Annotated in this window: 20 protein-coding genes; 17 read left to right on the forward strand and 3 right to left on the reverse strand. The window is 68.6% G+C overall.

The genetic code is table 11. The features are described 5' to 3' along the window. The first annotated feature begins 264 nt into the window (after positions 1-264). From ACFV15_RS17805 to ACFV15_RS17830, 6 genes are all read left to right on the forward strand, one after another. Positions 265-1,050: a DUF5336 domain-containing protein gene (locus ACFV15_RS17805; RefSeq protein WP_378351554.1), complete on the forward strand. Its 786-nt coding sequence runs from the start codon at positions 265-267 to the stop codon at positions 1,048-1,050. A 159-nt stretch (positions 1,051-1,209) separates the two neighbouring features. After that, positions 1,210-2,727 carry a DUF6350 family protein gene (locus ACFV15_RS17810; protein WP_378351555.1) on the forward strand — a complete coding sequence of 506 codons (1,518 nt, stop codon included), beginning with the start codon at positions 1,210-1,212 and terminating at the stop codon, positions 2,725-2,727. Positions 2,728-2,803: 76 nt separating this feature from the next. Continuing rightward, positions 2,804-3,421 carry a phosphoribosylglycinamide formyltransferase gene (purN, locus tag ACFV15_RS17815; RefSeq protein ID WP_378351556.1) on the forward strand — a complete coding sequence of 206 codons (618 nt, stop codon included), beginning with the start codon at positions 2,804-2,806 and terminating at the stop codon, positions 3,419-3,421. After that, complete coding sequence (purH, locus tag ACFV15_RS17820) at positions 3,418-4,971, forward strand: bifunctional phosphoribosylaminoimidazolecarboxamide formyltransferase/IMP cyclohydrolase (protein WP_378351557.1); 1,554 nt, start codon at positions 3,418-3,420, stop codon at positions 4,969-4,971. The genes purN and purH overlap by 4 nt, the downstream gene beginning before the upstream one ends. 20 nt (positions 4,972-4,991) lie before the next feature. Continuing rightward, positions 4,992-5,690 carry a hypothetical protein gene (locus ACFV15_RS17825; RefSeq protein ID WP_378351558.1) on the forward strand — a complete coding sequence of 233 codons (699 nt, stop codon included), beginning with the start codon at positions 4,992-4,994 and terminating at the stop codon, positions 5,688-5,690. A 182-nt stretch (positions 5,691-5,872) separates the two neighbouring features. Then, on the forward strand, positions 5,873-7,045 hold the full coding sequence (locus ACFV15_RS17830; protein ID WP_378351559.1) for a cytochrome P450: 1,173 nt from the start codon (positions 5,873-5,875) through the stop codon (positions 7,043-7,045). Here ACFV15_RS17830 and ACFV15_RS17835 read toward each other — a convergent pair. Next, positions 7,038-7,631 (reverse strand): DUF4291 domain-containing protein, encoded by a 594-nt coding sequence (locus ACFV15_RS17835; protein ID WP_378351560.1) that lies wholly within the window; start codon positions 7,629-7,631, stop codon positions 7,038-7,040. The genes ACFV15_RS17830 and ACFV15_RS17835 overlap by 8 nt on opposite strands. Before the next feature lie 91 nt (positions 7,632-7,722). Between ACFV15_RS17835 and ACFV15_RS17840 the strand changes: the two genes are divergently transcribed. Genes ACFV15_RS17840 through ACFV15_RS17855 form a run of 4 tightly spaced genes read left to right on the forward strand, consistent with a single transcriptional unit; the run spans position 7,723 to position 10,501 of the window. After that, positions 7,723-8,151 carry a helix-turn-helix domain-containing protein gene (locus ACFV15_RS17840; RefSeq protein ID WP_378351561.1) on the forward strand — a complete coding sequence of 143 codons (429 nt, stop codon included), beginning with the start codon at positions 7,723-7,725 and terminating at the stop codon, positions 8,149-8,151. Between the two features lie 3 nt (positions 8,152-8,154). After that, a complete protein-coding gene (locus ACFV15_RS17845; protein ID WP_378351562.1) occupies positions 8,155-8,994 on the forward strand; it encodes an alpha/beta fold hydrolase in 840 nt (279 codons plus the stop codon). Beyond that, positions 8,987-9,325, forward strand: a complete 339-nt coding sequence (locus ACFV15_RS17850) for a DUF4180 domain-containing protein (RefSeq protein WP_378351563.1) — start codon at positions 8,987-8,989, stop codon at positions 9,323-9,325. The genes ACFV15_RS17845 and ACFV15_RS17850 overlap by 8 nt, the downstream gene beginning before the upstream one ends. A gap of 36 nt (positions 9,326-9,361) precedes the next feature. Beyond that, positions 9,362-10,501, forward strand: coding sequence for an erythromycin esterase family protein (locus ACFV15_RS17855; RefSeq protein ID WP_378351564.1), 1,140 nt, complete (start codon positions 9,362-9,364; stop codon positions 10,499-10,501). A 328-nt stretch (positions 10,502-10,829) separates the two neighbouring features. Here the strand turns inward: ACFV15_RS17855 and ACFV15_RS17860 are convergent, their stop codons facing one another. Next, on the reverse strand, positions 10,830-11,864 hold the full coding sequence (locus ACFV15_RS17860; RefSeq protein ID WP_378351565.1) for a hypothetical protein: 1,035 nt from the start codon (positions 11,862-11,864) through the stop codon (positions 10,830-10,832). A gap of 242 nt (positions 11,865-12,106) precedes the next feature. On the opposite strand from ACFV15_RS17860, the gene ACFV15_RS17865 reads away from it, so the two are divergent. From ACFV15_RS17865 to ACFV15_RS17875, 3 genes are all read left to right on the forward strand, one after another. Continuing rightward, complete coding sequence (locus ACFV15_RS17865; RefSeq protein ID WP_378351627.1) at positions 12,107-12,817, forward strand: hypothetical protein; 711 nt, start codon at positions 12,107-12,109, stop codon at positions 12,815-12,817. A gap of 11 nt (positions 12,818-12,828) precedes the next feature. Then, positions 12,829-14,373 carry a DNA polymerase Y family protein gene (locus ACFV15_RS17870; RefSeq protein WP_378351628.1) on the forward strand — a complete coding sequence of 515 codons (1,545 nt, stop codon included), beginning with the start codon at positions 12,829-12,831 and terminating at the stop codon, positions 14,371-14,373. Between the two features lie 108 nt (positions 14,374-14,481). Beyond that, the gene (locus ACFV15_RS17875; protein ID WP_378351566.1) at positions 14,482-17,796 is read left to right on the forward strand and encodes an error-prone DNA polymerase; all 3,315 of its coding nucleotides are present in this window, start codon (positions 14,482-14,484) and stop codon (positions 17,794-17,796) included. Here ACFV15_RS17875 and ACFV15_RS17880 read toward each other — a convergent pair. Beyond that, positions 17,793-19,127, reverse strand: a complete 1,335-nt coding sequence (locus ACFV15_RS17880) for a PLP-dependent aminotransferase family protein (RefSeq protein ID WP_378351567.1) — start codon at positions 19,125-19,127, stop codon at positions 17,793-17,795. The genes ACFV15_RS17875 and ACFV15_RS17880 overlap by 4 nt on opposite strands. Positions 19,128-19,189: 62 nt before the next feature. On the opposite strand from ACFV15_RS17880, the gene ACFV15_RS17885 reads away from it, so the two are divergent. The 4 genes from ACFV15_RS17885 (at position 19,190) to ACFV15_RS17900 (ending at position 23,463) form a co-directional block, all read left to right on the forward strand. After that, positions 19,190-19,846, forward strand: a complete 657-nt coding sequence (locus ACFV15_RS17885) for a DJ-1/PfpI family protein (RefSeq protein WP_378351568.1) — start codon at positions 19,190-19,192, stop codon at positions 19,844-19,846. A gap of 81 nt (positions 19,847-19,927) precedes the next feature. Then, positions 19,928-21,037 (forward strand): AMP-binding protein, encoded by a 1,110-nt coding sequence (locus tag ACFV15_RS17890; RefSeq protein WP_378351569.1) that lies wholly within the window; start codon positions 19,928-19,930, stop codon positions 21,035-21,037. 19 nt (positions 21,038-21,056) lie between these two features. Beyond that, positions 21,057-22,649 carry a thioesterase domain-containing protein gene (locus ACFV15_RS17895; RefSeq protein ID WP_378351570.1) on the forward strand — a complete coding sequence of 531 codons (1,593 nt, stop codon included), beginning with the start codon at positions 21,057-21,059 and terminating at the stop codon, positions 22,647-22,649. Then, on the forward strand, positions 22,639-23,463 hold the full coding sequence (locus ACFV15_RS17900; protein ID WP_378351571.1) for an alpha/beta fold hydrolase: 825 nt from the start codon (positions 22,639-22,641) through the stop codon (positions 23,461-23,463). Before ACFV15_RS17895 ends, ACFV15_RS17900 begins: the two co-directional genes overlap by 11 nt. The last annotated feature ends 38 nt before the right edge of the window (positions 23,464-23,501 follow it).

Genomic DNA, 23,501 nt, shown 5'->3' on the forward strand with positions numbered 1-23,501 from the left:
GGTTAGAACCGGCCGTACCACTCACGACCCCGAAGCTGGGGGCGAGATGGGACACAGGGAGCGGCTCGGCGAATGGCCCACTTGGCGGGGCGCTGTTTTGTACGGTGGAAAGTGCAACCGATCGGGTGAACGCGGCGTCTTACACCCGAAACCGCGGGTGACCGCGGGTGCGCTAGCGTTTCCCCACATCACAGGCGCCTCGTTTGTCCCGGGTGTACCGCCTGCTCCCGGGGCGCCGGTCTTCAATGACAGGAGTGAGCTCGGATGACCTTCCCCAGCGGTGGGCCTGGCTACCCCCAACAGGGTGGCGCCCAGCCCCACCAGCCCGCACCGAACACGGGCGGATTCCCTCCCCAGGCGCCGCCGCAGGCACCCGCCTCGTCGGAGAACCCGCTGAACCTCGGTCTGCTGCTCGCGTTGGCGGTCGCCGTTCTCGGCCTGGTCCAGTACTTCATCGGTTTCTCCGACGAGGCCAACCGTGCCGGGTCGGTGACGATGTACCTGCTGATCGGTGGCCTGCTCGCCGGGCTGCGCGCGCTGCTGAAGGGGCCGAAGGCGCTGCCGTTCGCGGCGCTGTTCAGCGTGCTCGGCGCGTTCCAGGCGCTCGACCTGGTCATCTCGACGCCCACTGACGCCACCACGCCGGGCATCATCACCGTGATCCTGATCCTCGGCATCCTGCAGATGCTGGTCGCGGTCGCGGCGCTGCTGTTCGAGCACGACGTCATCAAGCTGCCCGCGCCGAAGCCCGCCGCGCCGCAGAGCCCGTACGGCCAGCCCTACGGTCAGCAGTTCGGCCACCAGCCGCCGCAGTTCCAGCAGGGCCCGCCCCAGCAGCAGCCGCAGACCGGCGCGCAGCCTCAGCAGCCGTCGTCCGGCCCGCAGGGCACGCAGTTCAACCCGCCCGTCGCGCCGCCGTCGGGCCCCGGCTCCGGCGCCACCACCTACGCGCCGCAGCAGGGTCAGTTCTTCTCGTCCGAGCCGACCCAGGCCACCCCGCCGCCGTCCTCGCCCGGCACCCCGCCCGGCGGATTCGGCGAGCCCAAGTAAGTCCCTGAACTGGGAAGACCACCCGCGGTGACGCTCCGTGTCACCGCGGGTGTTTTCTTTTCCGGATTTGACCCGTCCGAGTGGGCGTGCTCTCACATCCGCCTGGCCGGGCGGCGTGTCTCACCCGGTCGGCGCAAGCCGGGTGTCAGTGTGCCGATCATGGCGGAACTGCTCACCCCCGAGGCCGATGAGTGGTCCGACGTCGACGAGCCGGTCGCCGAGCCGTCGCCGTCGGCGCGGCTGCGGGTGCTGCTCTTCGCCGCGCTCGCCCCGCTCGTCACCGGCTATGCACTGGTCGCGACGCTGCTGGCGTTGATCACCGTCTCCGCAGAGCGCGCGCGGTTCACCGTGATCGGCGTGGTGCTCTCCGCCGGGCCGGGCTGGCTCGCCTCGTACCAGGTCCCGGTCGACATCGGCGGCAAGCCGCTCGGCGTGCTGCCCCTGCTGCCGACCATCGGGCTCGCCGTGCTCAACGCGCGCACCGCTGGCGGTGCCGCGCAGCGGCTCGGGCTCCGCTCGCCACGTGAGGCCGTGCCGGTCGTCGTGGTGATCGGCTTCGCGCACGCGACGCTCGGCGTGCTCATCGCCTTGATCGCCGACGGCAAGCAGGTCGGGGTGAACGCGTTCACCGCGTTCGCCGTTCCCGGGGTGGTCGCCGCCGTGGCCGCGACCGCAGGCCTGGCCAAACGCTGCGGCATGCTCGAAGTCGCCGCCGAGTACCTCGACCCGCTCGCGCTGCGCGGCCTGCGAGCCGGCGCGCTGGGGATGGCCGCGCTGTTCGCCGCTGGCGCGGTGACGTTCACGCTCAGCCTCGCGCTGTCCTGGTCCACTGTGGACGATCTATTCGAGCCGGCGTTCGGCAGCAGCCTCGGGCTGTTCCTGCTTTCGCTGGGCTACCTGCCGAACGCGATCGTCGCGGCGCTGTCGTTCGCGTCCGGCCCCGGCTTCTCCTTGGGCTCCGTGACGGTGACGCCGTTCGGCTTCAGCGGCGGCGCGGTGCCCGGAGTGCCACTGCTCGGCGGCATCCCCGATCACCACGCGATGTGGTGGCCGGTGCTGATGCTGCTGCCACTGGTGGCCGGAGCGCTCGTCGGCTGGTCGGTGCGCAAGATCGACGACGACCCGGTCGCGCGGCTGCGCACGGTCGGGGTCGCCGGCGCGATCGTCGGCTTCGGCTGCGTCGTGCTGGGGACACTCGCGGGCGGGCGGCTCGGGCACGGGCCGTTCGATCCGGTGAGCGTGCCGGTCGGGATCGCCTCGGTGGTCGCGTTCGCGTGGATCGTGATCCCCGGCTGCTTCGTCGCGTTCTTCGCCGGACCGCATTCGCCGCCCGCCGCGCCCAGTGAGGTCATGGGTGTCGAGACGGCCGAGACCGACGAGACGGCTGAGGAGCCGGAGACCGCCGAAGCCACTGACGAACTCGAAGAGCCCGAAGCGACCGAAGAATCCGAAGCGACTGAAGACGCCGAAGACGTCGACGAGGCCGAGACGCCTGAGGTGCCTGAGGCGATCGAGAAACCCGAAGAAGCGGAAGAGCCCGAAGAGCCCGAAGAGCCCGAAGCCGACGAAGCGCCCACTGAGCCCGAGCCCGCCGAGGCCGTGACGGAAACCACTGAAGAATCCGACGGCGAATCCACCCCGGCACCGGCCGATCAAGATCAACAGCCGGACCGTTAGAGTGCGTGTGACCTGGTGAATCGCCGCGCACCCGAGTGTGTGCGGCCCCGGCAAGGAGATTGTCCTGGCTAGTCGGTTGGACCTGCCCTCGCCGGTGAAGATCGTGGTGCTGGCCTCCGGCTCCGGCACCCTGCTGCAAGCGCTGCTCGACGCCGTCGCCGCCAACGACTACCCCGCCAAGGTGGTCGCGGTCGGCGCCGACCGCACCGGGATCGAGGCGCTCACCAGGGCGGAGCGCGCGCACGTGCCGTCGTTCACCGTGCGGGTCGCCGACCACCCGGACCGCGATGCCTGGGACAAGGCGCTCACCGAAGCTGTCGCCGCGTACTCGCCGGACCTGGTCGTCTCGGCCGGGTTCATGAAGATCCTCGGCGCCGAGTTCCTCGCCAGGTTCCCGAATCGCGTGATCAACACGCACCCCGCGCTGCTGCCCGCGTTCCCCGGCATGCACGCGGTCGCCGACGCACTCGCGCTCGGTGTCAAGGTCACCGGCTCGACCGTGCACTTCGTGGATTCCGGGGTGGACACCGGCCCGATCATCGCCCAGGAAGCGGTGCTCGTGGAGCCCGAGGACGACGAAGCCGTACTGCACGAACGCATCAAGGCAGTGGAACGCAGGCTGCTGGTGGAAACGATCGCAAAGCTCGGCCGGCGCGGCTGCGCTGTCGAAGGACGAAAGGTGATTTTCTCGTGAGCACTGGACTGCGCCCTGTTCGGCGTGCGCTCATCGGCGTCTCGGACAAAGCCGGCCTGCTGGAGCTCGCGACCGGGCTGCACGCCGCGGGCGTCGAGATCGTCTCGACCGGCGGCACCGCGAAGGTCATCGCCGACGCGGGCGTGCCGGTCACCCCGGTCGAAGAAGTCACCGGGTTCCCCGAGTCGCTCGACGGCCGCGTGAAGACGCTGCACCCGCGCGTGCACGCCGGGCTGCTCGCCGACATGGACCGGCCGGAGCACGTCGAGCAGCTCAAGCAGCTCGACATCGCGCCGTTCGACCTGCTCGTGGTCAACCTGTACCCGTTCACCCAGACCGTCGCCTCGGGTGCGAGCCCCGAGGACTGCGTCGAGAACATCGACATCGGCGGCCCGGCGATGGTCCGCGCGGCCGCGAAGAACCACGGCTCGGTGGCCGTCGTCGTCGACCCGGCGCGCTACGAGTGGGTGCTCGACCGCGTCAAGAGCGGCGGGTTCGAGCTCACCGACCGCAAGCGGCTCGCGGCGCAGGCGTACGCGCACACCGCGGCGTACGACACGGCCGTCGCGTCGTGGTTCGCCAGCGCGTACGCGCCCGCCGACGACTCCGGCTTCCCCGACTTCCTCGGCGGCACCTGGGAGCGCGGCGACGTACTGCGCTACGGCGAGAACCCGCACCAGAAAGCCGCGCTGTACAAGAACATCCACGGCGGCCTCGCGCACGCGGAGCAGCTGCACGGCAAGGCCATGTCGTACAACAACTACGTCGACACCGACGCCGCGCGCCGTGCCGCGTACGACTTCAGCGAGCCCGCGGTGGCGATCATCAAGCACGCCAACCCGTGCGGCATCGCGGTCGGCGCGGACATCGCCGAGGCGCACCGCAAGGCGCACGCCTGCGACCCGGTTTCGGCGTACGGCGGCGTCATCGCCACGAACCGGCCGGTGACGCTGGCCGCTGCCGAGCAGATCGCCGAGGTCTTCACCGAGGTCGTGCTCGCGCCCGGCTTCGACGCCGACGCCCTGGAAGTGTTGTCCCGCAAGAAGAACATCCGCCTGCTGAAGCTGCCGGAGGCCCATGGCCTCGGCATCGAGCTGCGCCCGATCTCCGGTGGGGTGCTGCTGCAGACCACCGACCAGATCGACGCTCCCGGCGACGACCCGGCCGGCTGGACGCTCGCCTGCGGCACGCCCGCCGACGAGAAGACGCTGGCCGACCTCGAGTTCGCGTGGCGCGCGGTGCGTGCGGTGAAGTCCAACGCGATCCTGCTCGCGGACGACAGCGCCACCGTCGGCGTGGGCATGGGCCAGGTCAACCGGGTCGACTCGGCGCGCCTCGCGGTGCAGCGTGCCGGCGACCGTGCCAAGGGTTCGGTCGCGGCCTCGGACGCGTTCTTCCCGTTCTCCGACGGTCTCGAGGTACTGCTCGAGGCCGGTGTCCGTGCGGTCGTGCAGCCGGGTGGTTCGGTGCGCGACGCCGAGGTGATCGCGGCGGCGGAGGCAGCCGGGGTGACCCTGTACCTGACCGGGACGCGCCACTTCGCGCACTGAGATCCGAAACTGGGGGAACAGTGTCGTATCCACCGCAGCAGCCACCGGGCTGGGGCCAGCAGCCGCAGCAGCGGCCCTGGCCCGGTTATGGCTACCAGCAGCAGCCACCTCCGAAAAAGAAGCGGACCGGGCTGTGGATCTCGCTGTCCGTGGTGTTCGCGCTGCTGGCGACGGGCATTCCACTGGGGCTGTTCGCCATGGACTACTTCGCCTCGGTGGGTGTCGCGGCGAACTCGCCGTCGCCGCGCGGCGAATGCATGGTCAAGACGGAAGGGCTGCTGGAGCGGCTGTACACCCCGACGCCGACCGGGCCGTCCGAGGAGGCGTCCGTCGGCATCGGGGAGAACGCCGGCAAGCGGTACGGCTGCAGCTGGCGGCCGATGAAGAGCGAGCACGTCCACGATCGCCAGTTGTCGGTCATCGTGTTCAAGTACCCCAGGCCGGATGTGGCGCAAGGGGACTTCAAGCTCAGGGTGAGCCCGTACAAGAAGCAGTTGACGATTCCGGGTATCGGCGAAGATTCGATACTGGAATCGCTCGACACCGACAGCTCGTTCAGCGGCGCCGAGCTCATGTTCGTGAAGGGCACGTACTACGTCGACATCATCTACAAGGGCTGGGACAAGACGTTCTTCAGCACCGAGCCGATTCCCTCGGACGAGTCGATGGCCGCGGTGAAGGATGTCGCGAACGATCTGCTGGTCGAACGCGTCAGGTGAGCTTGGCGAGCGTGTGCCGTCGTCATGACCCCGGCGGCCAAGAGCATCACGAATGACGCGCCGATGATCGCGAAGACCAGGCCCGCGAGACTTTTTCGGCGCGGCGGGTAGTAGTACGGCTGCCCGTATCGCTGCATGATCCGCGCCCCCATTCTGCTGGGGCATATGGCATTGTCGCTGGCATGAGAGCGCTCGAAAGGGCCACAAGCGCGGTTGCACTGGTCCGCGATCCGTTCACCGGCTACCCGGAGCTGTACCGCCGATTCGGGCCGGTCAGCGAGATCGGGCCGTACGTGAACCTGCTCGGTCCGGAGGCGAACAAGTTCGTCTTCGCCAACGCGGAGCTGTTCAGCTGGCGTGGCGCGTTCGAGTCGCTCATCCCGGTCGACGGCGAGACGGCGCTGATCGTCAGCGACGGTGAGGACCACCAGCGCAGGCGGCGGCTCGTCACGCCCGCGTTCAGCCGCGCGCGAATCGCGGGCTACGAGAAGACGATGGCCGCGCACGCCGACCGGGTGATCGACACCTGGCGGCCGGGGTCGGTCGTCGACGTCTACAAGGAGTTCCGTACCGCGATCCGGCGCGCGACGATCGAGGTCCTGTTCGGTCGGGTGCTCGCGGCCGACGAACCGGTGCTCGGCCATGACCTCCAGATCGCGCTCGATCTGCTCGACCAGAGCCCGCTTTTGCAGCCGGTACAACGGTTTCTGCCGTCGTACCGGCGTGCGGTCGCGGCCCGTGCGCGGGTCGAGGCGAAGGTGCGGGCGGAGATGGCACGCGACCGGTCGAGCGACGATGTGCTCGGCGCGTTGCTGGGCTCCGGACTGTCCGATGTGGAAATCGTCGATCAGGTGATCTCACTGATCGCGGCAGGCTACGAGACGACAAGCGCGGCGATGGCGTGGGCGGTGCGCGCGCTGCTGATGAACCCCGGCGAGTCCTCTTTGGACGATGTGGTTTCGGAGACCTTGCGGTTGTACCCGCCCGCGGTGATCAGCTTGCGCAAGACGGTGCGGGGGTTCACCTACGAGGGACATCGCGTGCGTGCCGGGCGTTTCGTGGTCTACAGCCCGTTCGTGACGCACCGGCTCGAAGAGGTCTGGCCGGATCCGCTGCGCTTCGACCCGAGCCGCTGGGAGACGCGGAAACCGGGGCCACACGAGTACCTGCCGTTCGGCGGCGGCCCGCATCGCTGCGTCGGCTCGCATTTCGCGACGACGGAGTTGCGGGCGATGCTCGCGCGGCTTCGGCTGCGTACTTCGCTGGAGTTGCTGGACGACGCGTTCAAACCGACCTCGCCGGCCGCGATGCGGCCCCGCGACGGCGTGCGCGTGCGGGTGCTCGCGGTCAGCTGATCAGGTGAGCGATCAGGTCTTCCTGGTGGAGGTAAGGGACTTCTTCGGGCAGTAGCCCGGCCGCGGCGTCGAGGTCGTCGGCGCGCACGAGCGCGTGGATCTCGCGGGCGAGCGGGGTCACGTCGGTGATGGAGACCGTCCACTCGTCGGCGTAGCGGCGCGCGGCCTCGCCGGAGAGGCCGAGCTGCAGTGAGCGGAAGTCGCGTGGTGCGAGGCGGAGCGTGCGCTCTGGATCCCATTGGACCCGGGTGGGTGACTGCTTGAGCAGGCGTTTCCAGGTGGCGTTGTCGGTGTGCAACGCCCGGTCGTAGTGGGACAGGCAGGCGTTGCGCAGTGCCCACTCGAAGCCGTCGCGGGTGATTTCGACGGCGAGCACGGTCTCCTGGCCTTCCTTGGTGCCCCAGCCGCAGCGATACATCATCCAGAGGAACGACGGTTTGATCCAGGTCATCCGGTCGCGTTTCCACATGGGCGGGAAGCGGTTGTCCCGCGCCGCGGGCAGGCCGATGTGCGGGCTGTATGCCTGGTAGACGGTGACCGTGTTGTCGGTCATCCGTGCGCGGATCTGATGTTTCGGGTTTTCCATGGCGCTCAGCTTGGTGGTGACCGGGTGTCCTGCGCCACTGAATTTACCTCAAGACTCCCTATATTCCGGAAGATAGGGTATTTTGAGGAATATGGATCAGGAGTTGTACTCGGTTGAGCAGGTCGCCGACCGGCTCGGCCTGCATGTGCGCACGGTGCGTAACTACGTGCGTGACGGCCGGCTCAAGGCCGTGCGCATCGGCAAGCAGTACCGGATCGCCCGTGAGGACCTCGAGGCGCTGACCGGCGGGGTGGTTCCGGCGACGCCGCGTGAGTCGGCCGTCCGGCGGCGGCGGATCGAGGTGACGACGATCGTCCAGGTCGACGCGATCGACCGCGACGGCGCGAGCCGGGTGATCCTCGGGCTCAACGCGTCGCTGCAGGGGCGTGAGCCGGGTGGGCCGCCGGTGCGTATCGAGTCCGCGTACGACGAAGAGCGCGCGAGCTTGAAGGTGATCGTGCTGGCCAGTCCGCTCGACACCGCGAAGTTGCTGGAAATAGCCGACATGCTGATGGGGTGAGCGATGAACATCTACAAGAGCGAGGCGGGCCGCCTGCTGCTCGAAGAAAAATACCGTGAGGCGCTGAAGACCTGGCCGGTCGAGCACGAGACGCTGACCGTCCCGACCCGTGAGGGCGACACTTTCGTCGTCGCGAGCGGACCGGTCGGCGCGCCGCCGGTCGTGGCGCTGCACGGCTCGATGTCGAACACGTTGCGGTGGCTGGGTTCGGTGAGCGAGTGGGCGCGAGACCATCGCGTTTACGCCGTCGACATCATCGGCGAGCCGGGGCTCAGCGCGCCTTCGCGGCCGCCGCTGGACTCCGAGGCGTACGCGCTCTGGCTCTCGGATGTGTTGCGGGAGCTGGGAATCGAGCGTGCCTCGGTGGTCGCGGAGTCGCTGGGCGGCTGGCTGGCGCTCGACTTCGCGATCCGGCGGCCGGAGCAGGTGACCAGCCTGGCGTTGCTGACACCCGCCGGTGTCGGGCGGCAGAAGATGTCGGTGTTGTTCAAGGCGTTGTTCTGGCGGCTGTTCGGGGAATGGGGGCAGCGCCGTGCCTTGTCGACCGCGGTCGGCGTCGAACTGGACCCGGTGACGGCGAGCTACGTTCTGCTCATCTCGAAGAACTTCAATCCCCGCACGAAGCCGCTGCCGGTGTTTTCGGACGAGGCGTTGCGTGGCTTGAAAATGCCGCTGCTGACCGTGGTCGGCGCCAGGGACATGATGATCGACACCACGCAGACGGCGTTGCGGCTGGGCGCGGCCGTGCCGCACGCGCGGATCGAGGTGCTGCCGTCCGCCGGGCATATGCTGCCGGACCAGACGAAGATGATCACCGAGTTCCTGGCGGCCGTCCATGCTTGAGGTCGCCGCCGAAGGGCCCTTGCTCGGGTCCTATCGCGATGCCGTCGACCTGGTCGGCGAAGCGTTGAGCGCGGACACGAACGTCGTCGTCATCCCGGTCTCGCGGCTGGGTGCCGGCTTCTTCCGGCTGGAGACGCGGATCGCGGGCGAGTTCTTGCAGAAGCTGCTCGATTACCGGCTGCGGGTGGTGATCGTCGGGGACATCGCGGAGCACCTGGCGGACTCGGACTCGCTGCGGGCTTTCGTGTACGAGTCGAACAAGGGGCGACAGGTGCGGTTCACCTCCTCCTTTGAGACTTTGGAGCAGGAGTGGCTGGCTGGCGCACGCTAAGTCTCAACCGAGTGTTCAAAGATATGATTGACTCTCATGAGTCAGGACATTCGAGACTTCGTAACCCCGTCATGTGAACTGCTGGCGTTCGGCGAGCCGACGCATCTGGGCTCGGCCTTCCGCCGGGTCCGCCATGAACTGTTCGCCCAGCTGGTGGTCAACGGCTTCCGGTCGATCGCGCTGGAGACCGACCGCGTGGCCGCGTTCATCGTGAACGACTACGTCCAAAAGGGCGTGGGAACTCTCGAAAAGGTGATGAGCGAAGGCTTTTCACACCAGTTCGGCGAGCTGGAAGACAACCGGCGGCTGGTCGCCTGGATGCGTGAGTACAACGAGGACCGCCCGGCGGAAGAACGCTTGGCATTCCACGGTTTCGACGCGCCCACCGAGAATTTCACGGCACCCAGTCCGCTCGGCTATCTCGAATACGCCCGCGACTACATGGGGCTCGATCTCGACCTCGCGAGCCTCGCGGGCGCCGACGAGCAGTGGAGCCGCACGGAAGCGATCATGGACCCGGCCATGTCGATCGGCGACACCGCACCGGCCGGCGAACTCCGGGTGCTCGCCGACGACATGCTCACCGCGCTCTACTGGCGCGGCCCTGAACTGATCGAAGCGACCTCACGTGCGGAGTGGTTCAGGGCCGAGGCGCAGCTCACCGCCGGGCTCGGCTTGCTGCGTTATCACAAGCAGGCTGCGCAAAAGCTCGAGCTGAACGCGCGGGTGTCCAGGTTGATGGCGACCCGCGACGCGCTCATGGCCCAGAACCTGTTCGCCATCAGGCGAGCCGAGACGGGCAGGGGGCCGACGTTCGTCTTCGCGCAGAACACCCACCTGCAACGGAATCTCGGCCGCTGGGAGATCGACGGCAGGGATTTCAAGTGGGCGCCTGCGGGTTCGATCGTGGGGTCGCTGGTGGGTGCGCGGTATGTCGTCGTGCTCGGAAGCCTGGGGCGGAATGCCGATATCGGGTTGGGGGAGCCTGACGCGGACACCTTCGAGGGTGCGCTGCAACGCGATATCGAGACGTGGGGCATGACGCGGGCCGCGGTTTCCGGCCGCAAGCGGACCGATGTCGAGGGGCGGCAAGGGTATTTCCCGCTCGAGCAGGCGACTGTCGATGGGGCCGACGCGTTGCTGCACATCAACGACGGCTCGACGCGCTTGGTGTAGATGGCGGTGGCCGCGCGCACCATGCTCGACACTCGCGCTTGGTGAGGGAGGCCCTCACACGCTCCGGCTTTGTGAAGGGAGCCTTCATCCAACCCAAGCTTGTGAAGGCTCCCTTCACAAAGATCAACTTGCACCAGGCGACCGATCTTTGCTCCACGTTGTCGCTTTTGCGTGCATTCTGGAGTGGGCTGGGCGGCATGAACGCTCAGCGTTGTGAACGTGGCGTTCATTCCTTCAATCGCCCGTGTGAGTCCTTTGTGGACGCTTGCTGGACGTTGCCTGGCGGTACCACCCGCTCGACCCCGGGCCGATAAAACGAAAGCGCGTGCTATTCGGTCCAGCGGACGGCTTTGCCGCCCGAACTGCCCACGATCAGCCCGCTCGAACTGACCGCGGCCGCGAACGAGATCGTCCCGGGGCCCGCGTCGTCCAGAATGCCGAGTTCCGTGACGCCGTCGGCCGTCCACCGCGCGGGGTTGGAGCGGTTTTCCGGGGTGCGTGAGTCGCCGACGATGACGCCGCCGTCGTTGATCGCCCGTGCGCCGCTGTCATCGCGGCCCGAGTTCGGGAAGCCGGGAAGCTCGGTGGCGGTGCCGTCGGTGTTCCAGCGGATGGCGAAGACGCCGTAGTCGCGGCCGACCGTGGCCTGCAGGGTGCCGACGATCGTGCCGTCGTTGTTGATGCCGGTGGCCACCGAGTAGTAGCCGTTGCGCACGTTGGGCAGTGAGACGATCGTGCCGTCCGGGTTCCAGCGGACCGCCTGGGTCCGGCCGTCGGCGCCCTGGGCCGAGCCCGCGACCGTGCCGTCGGAGGCGATTCCGGTCGCGGTGCTGGTGCGGCCGCCTGGCAGGGTGCCGAGGTCGGTCACCTCGCCCTCGGCGGTCCAGCGCACCGCGTGGCCGTCGTAGCTGTTGCCGGATTCGGCGCACCAGCCTGCCATCTCGCCGCGCTCGCTGATCGACTTGGCCTCGCAGAAGTCGATGCCGGGCAGTGAGGCGAGTTCGATGATCTCGCCTTCCGGCGTCCACATCGTCGGGCGCCGGTGGTCCGCGTTCGACGAGGAGCCGACGATCGCGCCGACGGCGTTGATCCCGTACGCGCGGCTGCCGGTGTCGCCCTCGAGCGTGCCGAGGTCGTTGACGGAGCCGTCCGGGGCCCAGCGCACGGCGTGCGTGCCGTCCTCGGTGTTCGACCAGCCGACGGCCACTCCGTCGTCGTTGACGCCCCAGGCGCCGGAGCCGGAACCGCCGTCGAGCGCGGGTAGTTCTTCGATGGACGGATCGGCGAAAGCCGCCATCGGGGTGACAGCGCCGAGCAGGAGTGCGGACCCGACGACAAAAGACAGTCTTCGCAGGTTGAGCATGGTTTTTCCTTAAATCCCCAGCCGCGGCAGACACCGCGATTCGGGCCGAGCATAACAACCTCGATCATGGCTCACGCCGGACTTTCGCCGCAGGTCACAGTCGGCTTGACAGCACTCCGCCGCGTCGTGTCTACTGGGTTTGTCGAACAAGTGTTCGAGGTGCGATTCGCCGCCTTCCCCGCGGTGACCGTAGCGCCGTCGGAGCACGCCTTTTCGCGGGGGCGTGCGCCGGTGACGCTGGTCTGAGAGGGAGCGGGTGCGGGGTGTCGGCGGGAGTGGCGCGGCTGGCTTCGTTGCCAGGGGTGAGCACGGCCAGCGGAGTGGCGTCCGCTGCCGAGCACGCGCGATCGACGGGCGGGGTTCTCAGGGTGCACCCCGCCTTCGCCGATCTGCTGCCGTCGGCTGGACTGAGGCGCGGGAGCACCGTCGCGGTGCTGGGCTCGGTCTCCCTGCTGCTCGCGTTGCTGGCGGAGGCCACGGCGGCCGGGTCGTGGGCCGCAGTGGTGGGCGTGCCCACGCTCGGCCTGGCCGCCGCGGAAGAGCTCGGCGTCGAGGTGGGCAGGCTCGCTCTCATACCCCGCCCCGGCGTCGAGTTCCCCGCGGTGACGGCCGCGCTGCTGGACGGGGTCGATCTGGTGGCGGTCGGGGCCGCCGGGGTGAACGCGCAGGTGGCCAGGCGGCTGTCCGCGCGGGCACGGCATCGGGACGCCGTGCTGCTGGCGCTGGGTTCCTGGCCCGGCGCCGAGGTGGAGCTTCGCTGCGAACCGGGCCGCTGGTCCGGGCTCGAAGCGGGGTATGGGCACCTGCGTGCTCGTGGAGTCGTGGTCCACGCCCGGGGAAGGGGTGCGGCGGCACGGCCCATGAGCACGCGGGTGCTCTTGCCCGGTCCGGCGGGAGTCGTTGCGAGACAAGAACAAAACGTGCATTCGATCTTTTCTTCGGAGGTCGGGTGAACGGCAAGCGCATGCTGGTCCTCTGGTGCCCGGACTGGCCAGCGGTGGCGGCGGGGGCCGCCGAAGGGCACTCGCCGCATTTGCCAGCCGCGGTCTTTTCAGCCAATCGAGTGGTCGCGTGCACGGCGGTCGCCAGATCGGCAGGCGTCCGCCGCGGCATGCGGCGGCGTGAGGCGCAGGCCAAATGCCCGGAGCTGGGCGTGTTCGGCGAGGACGACGGGCGCGACGCCCGGCTGTTCGAGCCGGTCGCGGCCGCCGTGGAAGAGCTGGTCGTCGGGGTCGAGGTGGTGCGGCCTGGACTGGTCGCGGTGCCGGTGGACGGCGCCGCCGGGTACTTCGGCGGCGAGTACCAGCTGGTCGAGAAGCTGGTCGACCACGTGTCCGGTGCGGCGGGCGTGGAATGCCAGGTCGGCGTCGCGGACGGGTTGTTCGCCGCGACGCTGGCGGCGCATCGGTCGGCGCTGGTCGAACGGGGCGCGGCCGCGGCTTTCCTGGCCCCGCTGGGCATCCACGAGCTCGATCAGCCGGGCGCGGAGCGGGCCGAGCTCGTGGACCTGCTCAAAAGACTCGGCCTGCGCACGCTCGGCACGTTCGCCGCGCTGGCCGAGCGGGACGTGATCACCCGGTTCGGCGGTGCCGGCCTGCTCGCGTACCGGCTGGCGGCAGGCCGGTCGGATCGGCCGCCGTCCCGGCGTAAACCACCGCCGGAATTGGCCATCAGCAAGACTTTCGAACCGCCATTGGACCGGGTGGACGCCGCCGCGTTCATCGCGAAGCCGCTCGGCGAGCGGTTCCACGCCGGGCTGGCGAGCCGGGGGCTGGCCTGCACGAGGATCGGCATCTACGCGGTCACCGAGCGCGGCGAGGAGTTCGGCCGGGTCTGGCGTTGCGCGGAACCCCTTACCCCGCAAGGAATCGCGGACCGGGTGCGCTGGCAGTTCGAGGGCTGGCTCAAGGCGCGCGACCGTCCGACGTCCGGTGTGGTGCGGCTGCGGCTCGAACCGGAAGAGACCGTCGAAGGCCGTTCACTGCAGCTCGGACTGCTCGGCACCGAACACGCGCTCGCCGCCGACAAGGCCGCGAGGGCGTTGGTGCGAGTGCAGGGTCTACTCGGCCCGGAGAGCGTCTTCACCGCGTTGCTCGACGGCGGTCGCGGGCCCGCCGAGCGGGTCCGGCTGGTGCCTTGGGGTGACCCGCGCGCCGAGACCGCGCCGGAGGGCACGACATGGCCTGGCCGGTTGCCGTCGCCTTCACCGTCGATCGTGTTCGACCGGCCGGTGCGGGCCGGTGTCGTCGACGTGGACGGCCGCGAGGTCGCCATCACCGCCAGGAGACGGGTCACCGCGCCGCCGTATCAGGTCAGCCTCGACGGCGGCGCACCGAAGCTGGTGCTCGACTGGGCGGGCCCGTGGCTGGTGGACAGCCAGTGGTGGGCACGTGACGGCAGAGGCGTCGCCGCCCGCATCCAGGTGCTGCTGGAAGACGACACCGCGCTGCTGCTGGCGCGGATGGGCGGGGACCGTCCGATGTGGACAATCGAAGGGATGTACGACTGATGTCCGAGGAAGAGGACTATAACCAGCAGTTGCTGGAGTGGCTCGACATCGACCTGGCGACGCTCATCCCGGTGCAGCGGGCCTCCCCGGAAAACCTACGGAGCTGACGTGGGCTGGAACAACCCGCCGATGCGGTGGGAGGAGCTCAACCGGGCGCTCACCGGTGATCCGCCCGGCGACGGCAACGACAGCCCGGCGTGGGGCCGCAAGCGCGAGGGTTACCTCCGTCCCGGCGAACTCGGCCTGCGTGGCACCGACGACGCGGGCACCGGCACCCGCGTGCCGTACGCCGAGTTGCACTGCCATTCCAACTTCAGCTTCCTCGACGGCGCGAGCCATCCCGAGGAACTGGTCGAGGAGGCCGCCAGGCTCGGGCTCGACGCCATCGCGCTCACCGACCACGACGGCATGTACGGCGTGGTCCGCTTCGCCGAAGCGGCACGCGAACTCGGCGTGCGCACGGTGTACGGCACCGAGCTGAGCTTCGAGCTTTCCCAGCCACAGAACGGGATCGCCGATCCCGAAGGCGAGCATCTCCTGTTGCTCGCGCGCAAGACCGACGGCTACGCGAGCCTGTGCCGGGCGATCACCGCGGGCCAGTTGCGCGGGCACGACGTGGAACTGCCCAAGGACCAACGCGCGGAGAAAGGGCGCCCGGTCTACCGGCTCGAGGAGGTCGCCGAGGAGGTGCGCGGGCAGTGCGCGGTGCTCACCGGCTGCCGCAAGGGCGCGGTGCGCAAGGCATTGCTCACCCAGGGCGCGGACGCGGCGGCCATGCGCCTTCAGGAGCTGGTCGACCTGTTCGGCGCCGGCAACGTCTACGTCGAGCTGATCGACCACGGCCAGCCGCTCGACAGCACGCACAACGACATTCTTTTCGCTATGGCCAAGGAGTTCCACCTGCCGACGGTCGCCACCACCGCCGCTCACTACGCGCGGCCGGAGCGCGGCAGGCTGGCCGCGGCGATGGCCGCGATCAGGGCCAGGCGCAGCCTCGACGACATGGAGGGCTGGCTGCCCGCGTCGGGCATGGCCTTCCTGCGGTCCGGCGAGGAGATGGAGGACATCTTCGGGAAGCGGTACCCCGGCTCGGTGCGCCGTGCGGCGCTGCTGGGCACCGAATGCGCCTTCGACCTCAAACTGGTGGCGCCGAAGCTGCCGCCCTTCGACGTGCCGGAGTGGCACAGCGAAGCGACCTTCCTGCGTGAGCTGACCTACATCGGCGCGCTTCAGAAATTCGGCCCCCGCGCCGAGCAGCCCGAGGCGTACGAGCAGCTCGACCACGAACTGCGGATCATCGAAGACCTGGGGTTCCCCGGCTACTTCCTGATCGTGCACGACATCGTCGACTTCTGCCGTCGCAGCAACATCCTTTGCCAGGGCCGGGGATCCGCGGCCAACTCCGCGGTTTGTTACGCGCTGGGCATCACCAACGTCGACGCCGTGAAGGAAGGCCTGCTGTTCGAGCGGTTCCTCGCGCCGGACCGTGACGGTTACCCGGACATCGACGTCGACATCGAGTCCGACCGCCGTGAGGAGGCCATCCAGTACGTCTTCGAGAAACACGGCAGGCTCCGCACCGCGCAGGTGGCGAACGTGATCACCTACCGCTCGCGCTCCGCGGTCCGTGACGCGGCGCGCGCGTTCGGTTTCCCGACCGGGCAGCAGGACGCGTGGAGCAAGCAGATCGACCGCTGGGGTTCCTTGCGGGAGACGGAAAAGGACCACGATCACGACATCCCGGACGAGGTCGTCGCGCTGGCGAACGCGCTCGAGGACTTCCCGCGACACCTCGGGATCCATTCGGGCGGCATGGTCATCTGCGACCGGCCGGTCAGCGAGGTCTGCCCGATCGAGTGGGCCAGGATGGAGAATCGCAGTGTCCTGCAATGGGAAAAGGATGACTGCGCGAACGTCGGGCTGGTGAAGTTCGACCTGCTCGGCCTCGGCATGCTGTCCGCGCTGCACTACATGCTCGACCTCGTCGAGGAGCACAAGGGCGAGAAGATCGACCTCGCCAGGCTCGACATCAAGGACAAGAACGTCTACGACATGCTCTGCCGGGCCGACGCGATCGGCGTCTTCCAGGTGGAGAGCCGGGCGCAGCTGGCGACGCTGCCCCGGCTGAAACCCAGCTGTTTCTACGAACTCGCCGTCGAGGTCGCGCTGATCCGGCCAGGCCCGATCCAGGGCGGGTCCGTCCATCCCTACATCCGGCGCAAGACCGGCCAGGAAACCTGGGATTACGACCATCCGTTGCTGTACAAGGCTTTGCACAAGACGTGCGGGGTGCCGCTGTTCCAGGAACAGATGATGCAGATCGCGCTCGACGTCGCGAACTTCACCGCGGCCGAGGCCGATCAGCTCAGGCACGCCATGGGCTCCAAGCGGTCGGAGAAGCGGATGGAACGGCTGCGGAAGCGGTTCCTCGACGGCGCGGTGCTGAACGGGGTCGAGCTCGAACTCGCCAAGAAGATCTTCCTGAAGCTCAAGGCTTTTTCGAACTTCGGCTTCCCGGAGAGTCACGCGCTGAGCTTCGCCCATCTCGTCTTCTCCAGCGCGTATTTCAAGCTGTATCACCCGGATGCCTTCTGTGCGGCGCTGCTGCGCGCCCAGCCCATGGGGTTCTACTCCCCGCAGTCGCTGGTCGCCGACGCGCGGCGGCACGGTGTCACCGTGCTCGGACCGGACGTCAACGCCAGCCTTCCGCACGCCACCCTCGAAGGCGAAGGGACCGTCCGATTAGGACTAGCCAGTATCCGGACTATCGGGCAGCCGCTGGCCGAACGCATCTTCGAAGAGCGCGAGCAGGGGCAGTATCAGGACATGACCGACGTCGCCAGGCGCGTCCGGCTGACCACCCCGCAGGTGGAGGCACTGGCGACGGCAGGCGCGTTCGGCTGCTTCCTCGAAGACCGGCGGCAGGCGCTCTGGGCAGCCGGGCCCGCAGCCGAGGAGCGCGCGGAAAAGCTGCCGGGCAGTCCGATCGACGCGCCGTCACTGCCCGGAATGGACGGTCTCGACCTGGCCGTCGCGGATGTCTGGGCGACCGGCGTGTCTCCGGACAGCTTCCCGACGCAGTTCATCAGGGAGCGTCTCGACGCGCTCGGCGTGGTGCCAGCCGGCAAGCTCAAGGATTGCGATGACGGTCAGCGGGTACTCGTCGGCGGCGCGGTGACGCATCGCCAGCGTCCGGCGACCGCGGGCGGTATCACCTTTCTCAACCTCGAAGACGAGACGGGGATGATCAACGTGATCTGCACACTCGGCCTCTGGCGGCGTTATCACCGCATCGCCAGGAACAGTGCCGCGCTGCTCGTCCGCGGCGTGGTGGAGAAGAACGAAGGTGTGGTCAACATCCTGGCCGACCGGCTGCAGAACCTGCCCATGCGCATCCGCACGAAGTCACGGGATTTCCATTAGCTGTACGCGTCTTCTTCGACCACCCGTTTGACGTCGAGCAGTGTCCGGCGTAACTCGGGAAGTCCGATAGAGCCGAGTGCCAGCCTAAGTGCTTGCGGTACATGGGTGGTAGTGGCGAACGGCTCGGCGGTGGAGACGTAGATCCGTTGACGGGCCAGTGTCGCCGCGATCCGGTCCGCTCGCGCGTTCTCCACCAAAGGCAACCAGGCGAAGTAGGACGACGGATGACTCACGAGTCCATTGAGGACTTCGCGGGCGATGGCTTGCCGTGTGGTCGCGTCCTCGCGTTTCCGGGCTTCGAGACGGTCGGCGGTGCCGTCGTCGAGCCAGCGGCAGGCGATCGTGGTGGTGAGTGCGGGCGTGTTCCAGGTGGTCGCCCTGATCGCGCGTTCGATGCCGGGGACCAGTGCGCCGGGAGCCGCGACGAAGCCGACACGCAAGCCGGTGGCGATGCTCTTGGACAGGCTGGAGACGTAGATCGTGGTCTCCGGCGCCAGCGCCGCGAGTGGCGGCGGGCAGTTCTCGGCCAGGTAGGCGTAGGCCGCGTCTTCGATGATGAGCAGGCCATGGCGGCGCGCGATCGCCACCAGCCGTTTGCGTGCGCGGGCGGAGAGCACCCAGCCCAGCGGGTTGTGCAGCGTCGGCATCGCGTAGAGCGCGCGGACCGGCCGCTGGGCGCAGAGTTGTTCGAGCGCGTCGAGATCGGGGCCGCGCGGGGTGACCGGCAGCGGCGCCAGCTCCAACCCGAGCGAGTGCGCGAGCACCTTGAAACCGGGGTAGGTGAGCGCGTCCACCGCCACGATGTCACCGTGCTGGAGCGTCGCCATGGCCGTCGCCGCGAGTCCGTGCTGGGCTCCGCTGACAATGAGGACCTGGTCGGCGTTCACGGCCACACCGCGGCGGAGGAGGTGGCGGGCGACCGAGGCCCTGTCGCCGGTGCGCCCGCGATGGGGCTGGTAGTGCAGGAGCGCGTCGAGATCGCCCGCGGTCGCCAGTTCTCGCAGCGCGTGGCGCAAAAGGTCCGCCTGGCCCGGCACCGTGGGGTAGTTGAAACTGAGGTCGACGGCGTCGACCGCCAGCGTGCGCTGATCGATCCCTTGGCCGGGCGGCACCGCCAGATCGCGGACGAACGTGCCGCGGCCCTGTTCACCGCTGACCAGGCCCATCGCTTCCAGCTCGGCGTAGACGCGGGTCGCGGTCACCAGCGCGATGCCTTCGCGCGCGGCGAGTTCGCGGTGGGTGGGCAGGCGGGTCCCGGCGGCCCAGCGTCCTGACCGGAGGTCGGCGGCGAGAGCGTCGACCACCTGCTTGTACCGGGGTATCCGTGCCACGCCCCGGATTGTATCCATGACAATTATTCGACTGTCATGGATCAGATTCCTAGGCTTCGGTCATGCACATCGCGATCCTGACCTTCGAGGGTTACAACGAACTCGACTCGCTCATCGCGCTCGGCGTGCTCAACCGGGTCAAACTGCCCGGCTGGCGGGTGTCGATCGCCTGTCCCTCGCCAGCCGTCCGCTCGATGAACGGCGTCGTGATCTCCTCGATGGCGACGTTGGAAGAAGCTTGCGCCGCCGACGCGGTCATCGTCGGGAGCGGGGCGCGAACCCGCGAGGTCGTCGAGGACCCGGCGATCATGTCGGTGCTGAGCGATCTCGATCCAGGACGGCAGCTGCTCGCCGCGCAGTGTTCCGGAACGCTCGTGCTCGCCAAACTCGGGCTGCTCAAAGGTGTTCCGGCTTGCACCGACCTCACGACCAAGCCGTGGGTCGTCGCGGCCGGGGTCGAGGTCCTCAACCAACCCTTGTACGCCAAGGGAAATGTCGCCACCGCCGGTGGCTGCCTCGCGTCGCACTACTTGGCTGCCTGGGTCATCAGTCACCTGGTCGGCGTCGAAGCCGCCGCGGAGGCGTTGCATTACGTCGCTCCGGTGGGAGAGAAAGAGGAATACGTCTCGCGGGCAATGCGCAATGTGACGCCCTATCTCCACCTGGGAGAAAAGCGCGGACCTGACAGTGATGCGCCGAGGTCATACGTACGTCAATGAGGCTTGGGCTAACCTGGAAAAGGTTTCGCTGCGGAAATCAGACCCGCGCCACTCAACCGAATTCCACGGGAGAACGAGCCCATGTCGATCCACGAAGATCTGCTGCCGCGCGCCCTTTTCGTCGAGAACACTGCCTCCTCTGCTGTCGGTGACCTACTGTTTCGGGCAGCTGGCCAGCACCAGGACAGTGGGCTTCTTTACGCCACAACCGGCCAGTTCGTCCGTTATCCGGAATTGCGCGACGAAGCACTCCGCGTTTTGGGTGGTTTGCGCGAAATCGGCGTGCGGCCCGGTCAGGTGGTCGTGCTGCTTCCCGAGCAGGGTGAAGACTTCATTCCCGCTTTATGGGCGTGTTTCCTCGGCGGGTTCATTGCCTGCGCACCGGCTCCGATTACCGATTCATTGAATGAACGGGTGGCGCGGCTCAAACAGCTGGACGAACTGCTCGATCGGCCGTTCTTCGTGACCGACGATCTCGCGCTGACTTCCCGTGCCGCGGAAAGCGGCTTACTGGTCGCCGGAATCGAGCAGGCGCGGCTGCTGGGCGCCACGATCACGCCGCACGAGGTCCGGCCGTATCGCCCTGACCCGTCCGAGGTCGCCTTGACCATGCTGACCTCCGGTTCGACGGGGGTGGCCAAGGCGGTGCAGCTGACGCACGCGAACCTGCTGGCCGCGCTGGCGGCGAAGATCGACGCGCTGACGTTGACCGCCGAGGACGTCATGCTCAACTGGGTCTCGTTCGACCACGTCGCGGCCACCATCGAGACCCACATCCTGCCGCTGGCCGCGGGCGCGGTGCAGGTGCACGTCCCGCCGTCGCACGTGCTCGCCGATCCACTGGAGTTCCCCCGGCTGATCGGCAGGCACGGCGTGACCATCACGTTCACCCCCAACTTCCTGCTCGGCCTGGTCAACGCCGAGCTCGACCGGCTGACCGAGCCGCTGGACGCGGACCTTTCCGCCGTCCGGTACGTCATCTCCGGCGGCGAGGCCAACCCGGTCAGCACCGGTGTCGGATTCCTCGACCGCCTCGCGCCGTATGGGCTGCACAGCAGGGCGCTGTGGCCCGCGTTCGGGATGACCGAGACCTGCGCGGGTTCCCTTTACAACCAGGAGTTCCCCGACGCCGACGCCGGCGCGGGGACTGGAGATCCGCATCGCCGCCGAGGACGGCACGGACGTCGGTGAGGTCCAGCTGCGCGGACCGATGATCACGCCCGGCTACCGCGACAACCCCGATGCCAACGCGGCCTCCTTCACCGAGGACGGCTGGTTCCGCACCGGTGACCTCGGCAGCATGCGCGACGGCAGGCTGACGCTGGCCGGTCGCAGCAAGGATTCCATCGTCGTCAATGGCGTCAACTACTACAGCCACGACCTCGAAGCGGTGATCACCGCGCTGCCGGGTGTCGAGCCGTCCTTCGTCGCGGCCTTCGCGATCCGGCCGCCCGGTAGCGACACTGAAGAGCTGGTCGTCGCCTTCGCCGCCGACGCGGCCGACGAAACCGCGTTGTACCGGGTGGTGACGGCGGTACGCGACCGTGCCGCCCAGCACTGGGGTTTCCGTCCGGCGCTCGTGTTGCCGCTGCCGCAGGAGGAATTCCCGAAGACCAGCCTCGGCAAGATCCAGCGTCCGCTCATGCGCCGCAACCTGGAGTCCGGCGTCTACGCCGAGCACGAGTTCGCGGTGGCAGACCTGGTACGGCGGAAGCTGGGCGGCTACACGGCACCCGAGGGGCCGACCGAGGAGATCCTCGCCGAGGTTTACGGCCAGGTCTTCGGTCTTGACCCGGCGACGGTCAGCGCGACCGCGAGTTTCTTCGACCTGGGCGGCACTTCCATCGATGTGCTGCGCCTGCGCCGCCTGGTCGAGCAGCGCCTGCCCGGCACCGAGGTGACCGTGCCGCAGCTGTTCGGCGCGCCGACCGTGCGGCTGCTCGCGACCCGCGTCGACGCGGCCGGTGACCTGCCGTACGACCCGATCGTGCCGCTGCAGACCAGCGGATCGGGAACGCCGCTGTTCTGCGTGCACCCGGCAGGCGCCGAAGTGCTCGTCTTCGTCGCGCTGGCCAAGCACTTCACCGGCGAGCGGCCGTTCTACGCCTTGCGGTTCCGTGGTTTCGGGGCGGCCGAGGAGCCGTTCGGCAGCTGGGACGAGATGGTCGGCTGCTACGTGGACGCCATCCGTCGCACCCAGCCGGAAGGGCCGTACGCGCTGACCGGCTATTCACTCGGCGGCGCCATCGCCTTCGACGTGGCGAAGCGGCTGGAGGCGGCGGGCGAGCGCGTCGACTTCTACTGCAGCATCGACCTGCCGCCGCACATTCCCGACATCGACGTCTTCGATTTCGCTTGCACGGCAACGAATCTGGCGTTGTTCGTGGGACTGACGAACGTCGAACAGCTGGAGACGCTGCCGCCGGTGCTGCGTGGACTGTCCCACGAGGATCAGCTGGCTCACCTGATCGGGCTCGCGAGCCCGGCCAGGCTCGCCGAGCTCGACCTGGACCTGGCCCAGTTCAGCGAGTGGGTGCACATCGCGCACGCGCTGGTCACCGCGGCGAAGACCTACGAGCCGACGGACACGGTCGAGGGTGTCACCGTGCTGTACGCGTCACCCCTGCGGTGGACCAAGGAGGACTGGTCCGCGCGCATCCATCGCTGGGACGAGCATTCGCGCACACCTGTGCGCTATCGGCGGGTGCCGGGCGAACACCACACGCTGCTCGGCCCCGAGTTCGTCGCCGCGTTCCATCAGGTGCTCGACGCCGAGCTGAAGCGAGCGCTCGGTGAGGACTGACGTCCCGCTGCGCTTCGAGGTGCGCTCATGGGGCCCGGCCGATGGGCGCACCTTGCTCGCGTTGCACGGGTTTCCGCAGGAGGCAGGCAGCTGGGACGGACTGGCCAGGCTGCTCGCGGGTCGGGGCGTCCGGGTGATCGCGTTCGACCAGCGTGGGTACTCACCCGGTGCCAGGCCCGCGCTGGAAACCTATGACCTGGACGGTTTCGTCGGCGACGCGCTGGCCGTCGCCGACGCACACGGGCTGGACCGGTTCGACGTCGCCGGGTTCGGTGTCGGCGCGATGCAGGCTTGGGCGCTGGCGGGCATGCACCCCGGCCGGGTCCGGACGCTGACCACCCTCCGCTACCCGCATCCCGCCGCGCTCGCGCACGGCCTGCGCACCGATCCGGCGCAGGCCGCGGCCTGGGCGAAGCTCGACCGCCTCAAACCGCCCCGGCCCGCGGCCCGTGCCCTGCTCGCCGACAACGCCGGTGGCCTGCGCGGTTTCCTCCGTGGGTCCGGAATGGACCCCGCGCTGATCGGGCGCACCGTGGCTCGGCTCGGCACGGTCGAGGCGCTTTCCGGTGCGCTGGCCTGGAATTCGGTATCGGCCGACGACTTGGCCGCTGTGCCGATGACGGCCGTTCCTACCCTGTTCTTCCACTCGGTGGGCCCGGCGCTGACCGTGAGGACCGCGTCGCGGTGCGGAGACTGGGTCACCGGGCCGTTCCACGCGATCGAGCTGGACGGCGCGGGCCACTGGATCGTGGAGACCTGCCCGGAGCGGCTATTCGAACCGATTCTGGCTCATCTAGGACAAGTATTGGCCTAGATGGTCCTTAACGTTGGTCTCAGCCAATCGAAAAGGAG

The organism is Amycolatopsis sp. NPDC059657 (assembly GCF_042734395.1).
In the GTDB taxonomy this organism is placed as follows: domain Bacteria; phylum Actinomycetota; class Actinomycetes; order Mycobacteriales; family Pseudonocardiaceae; genus Amycolatopsis.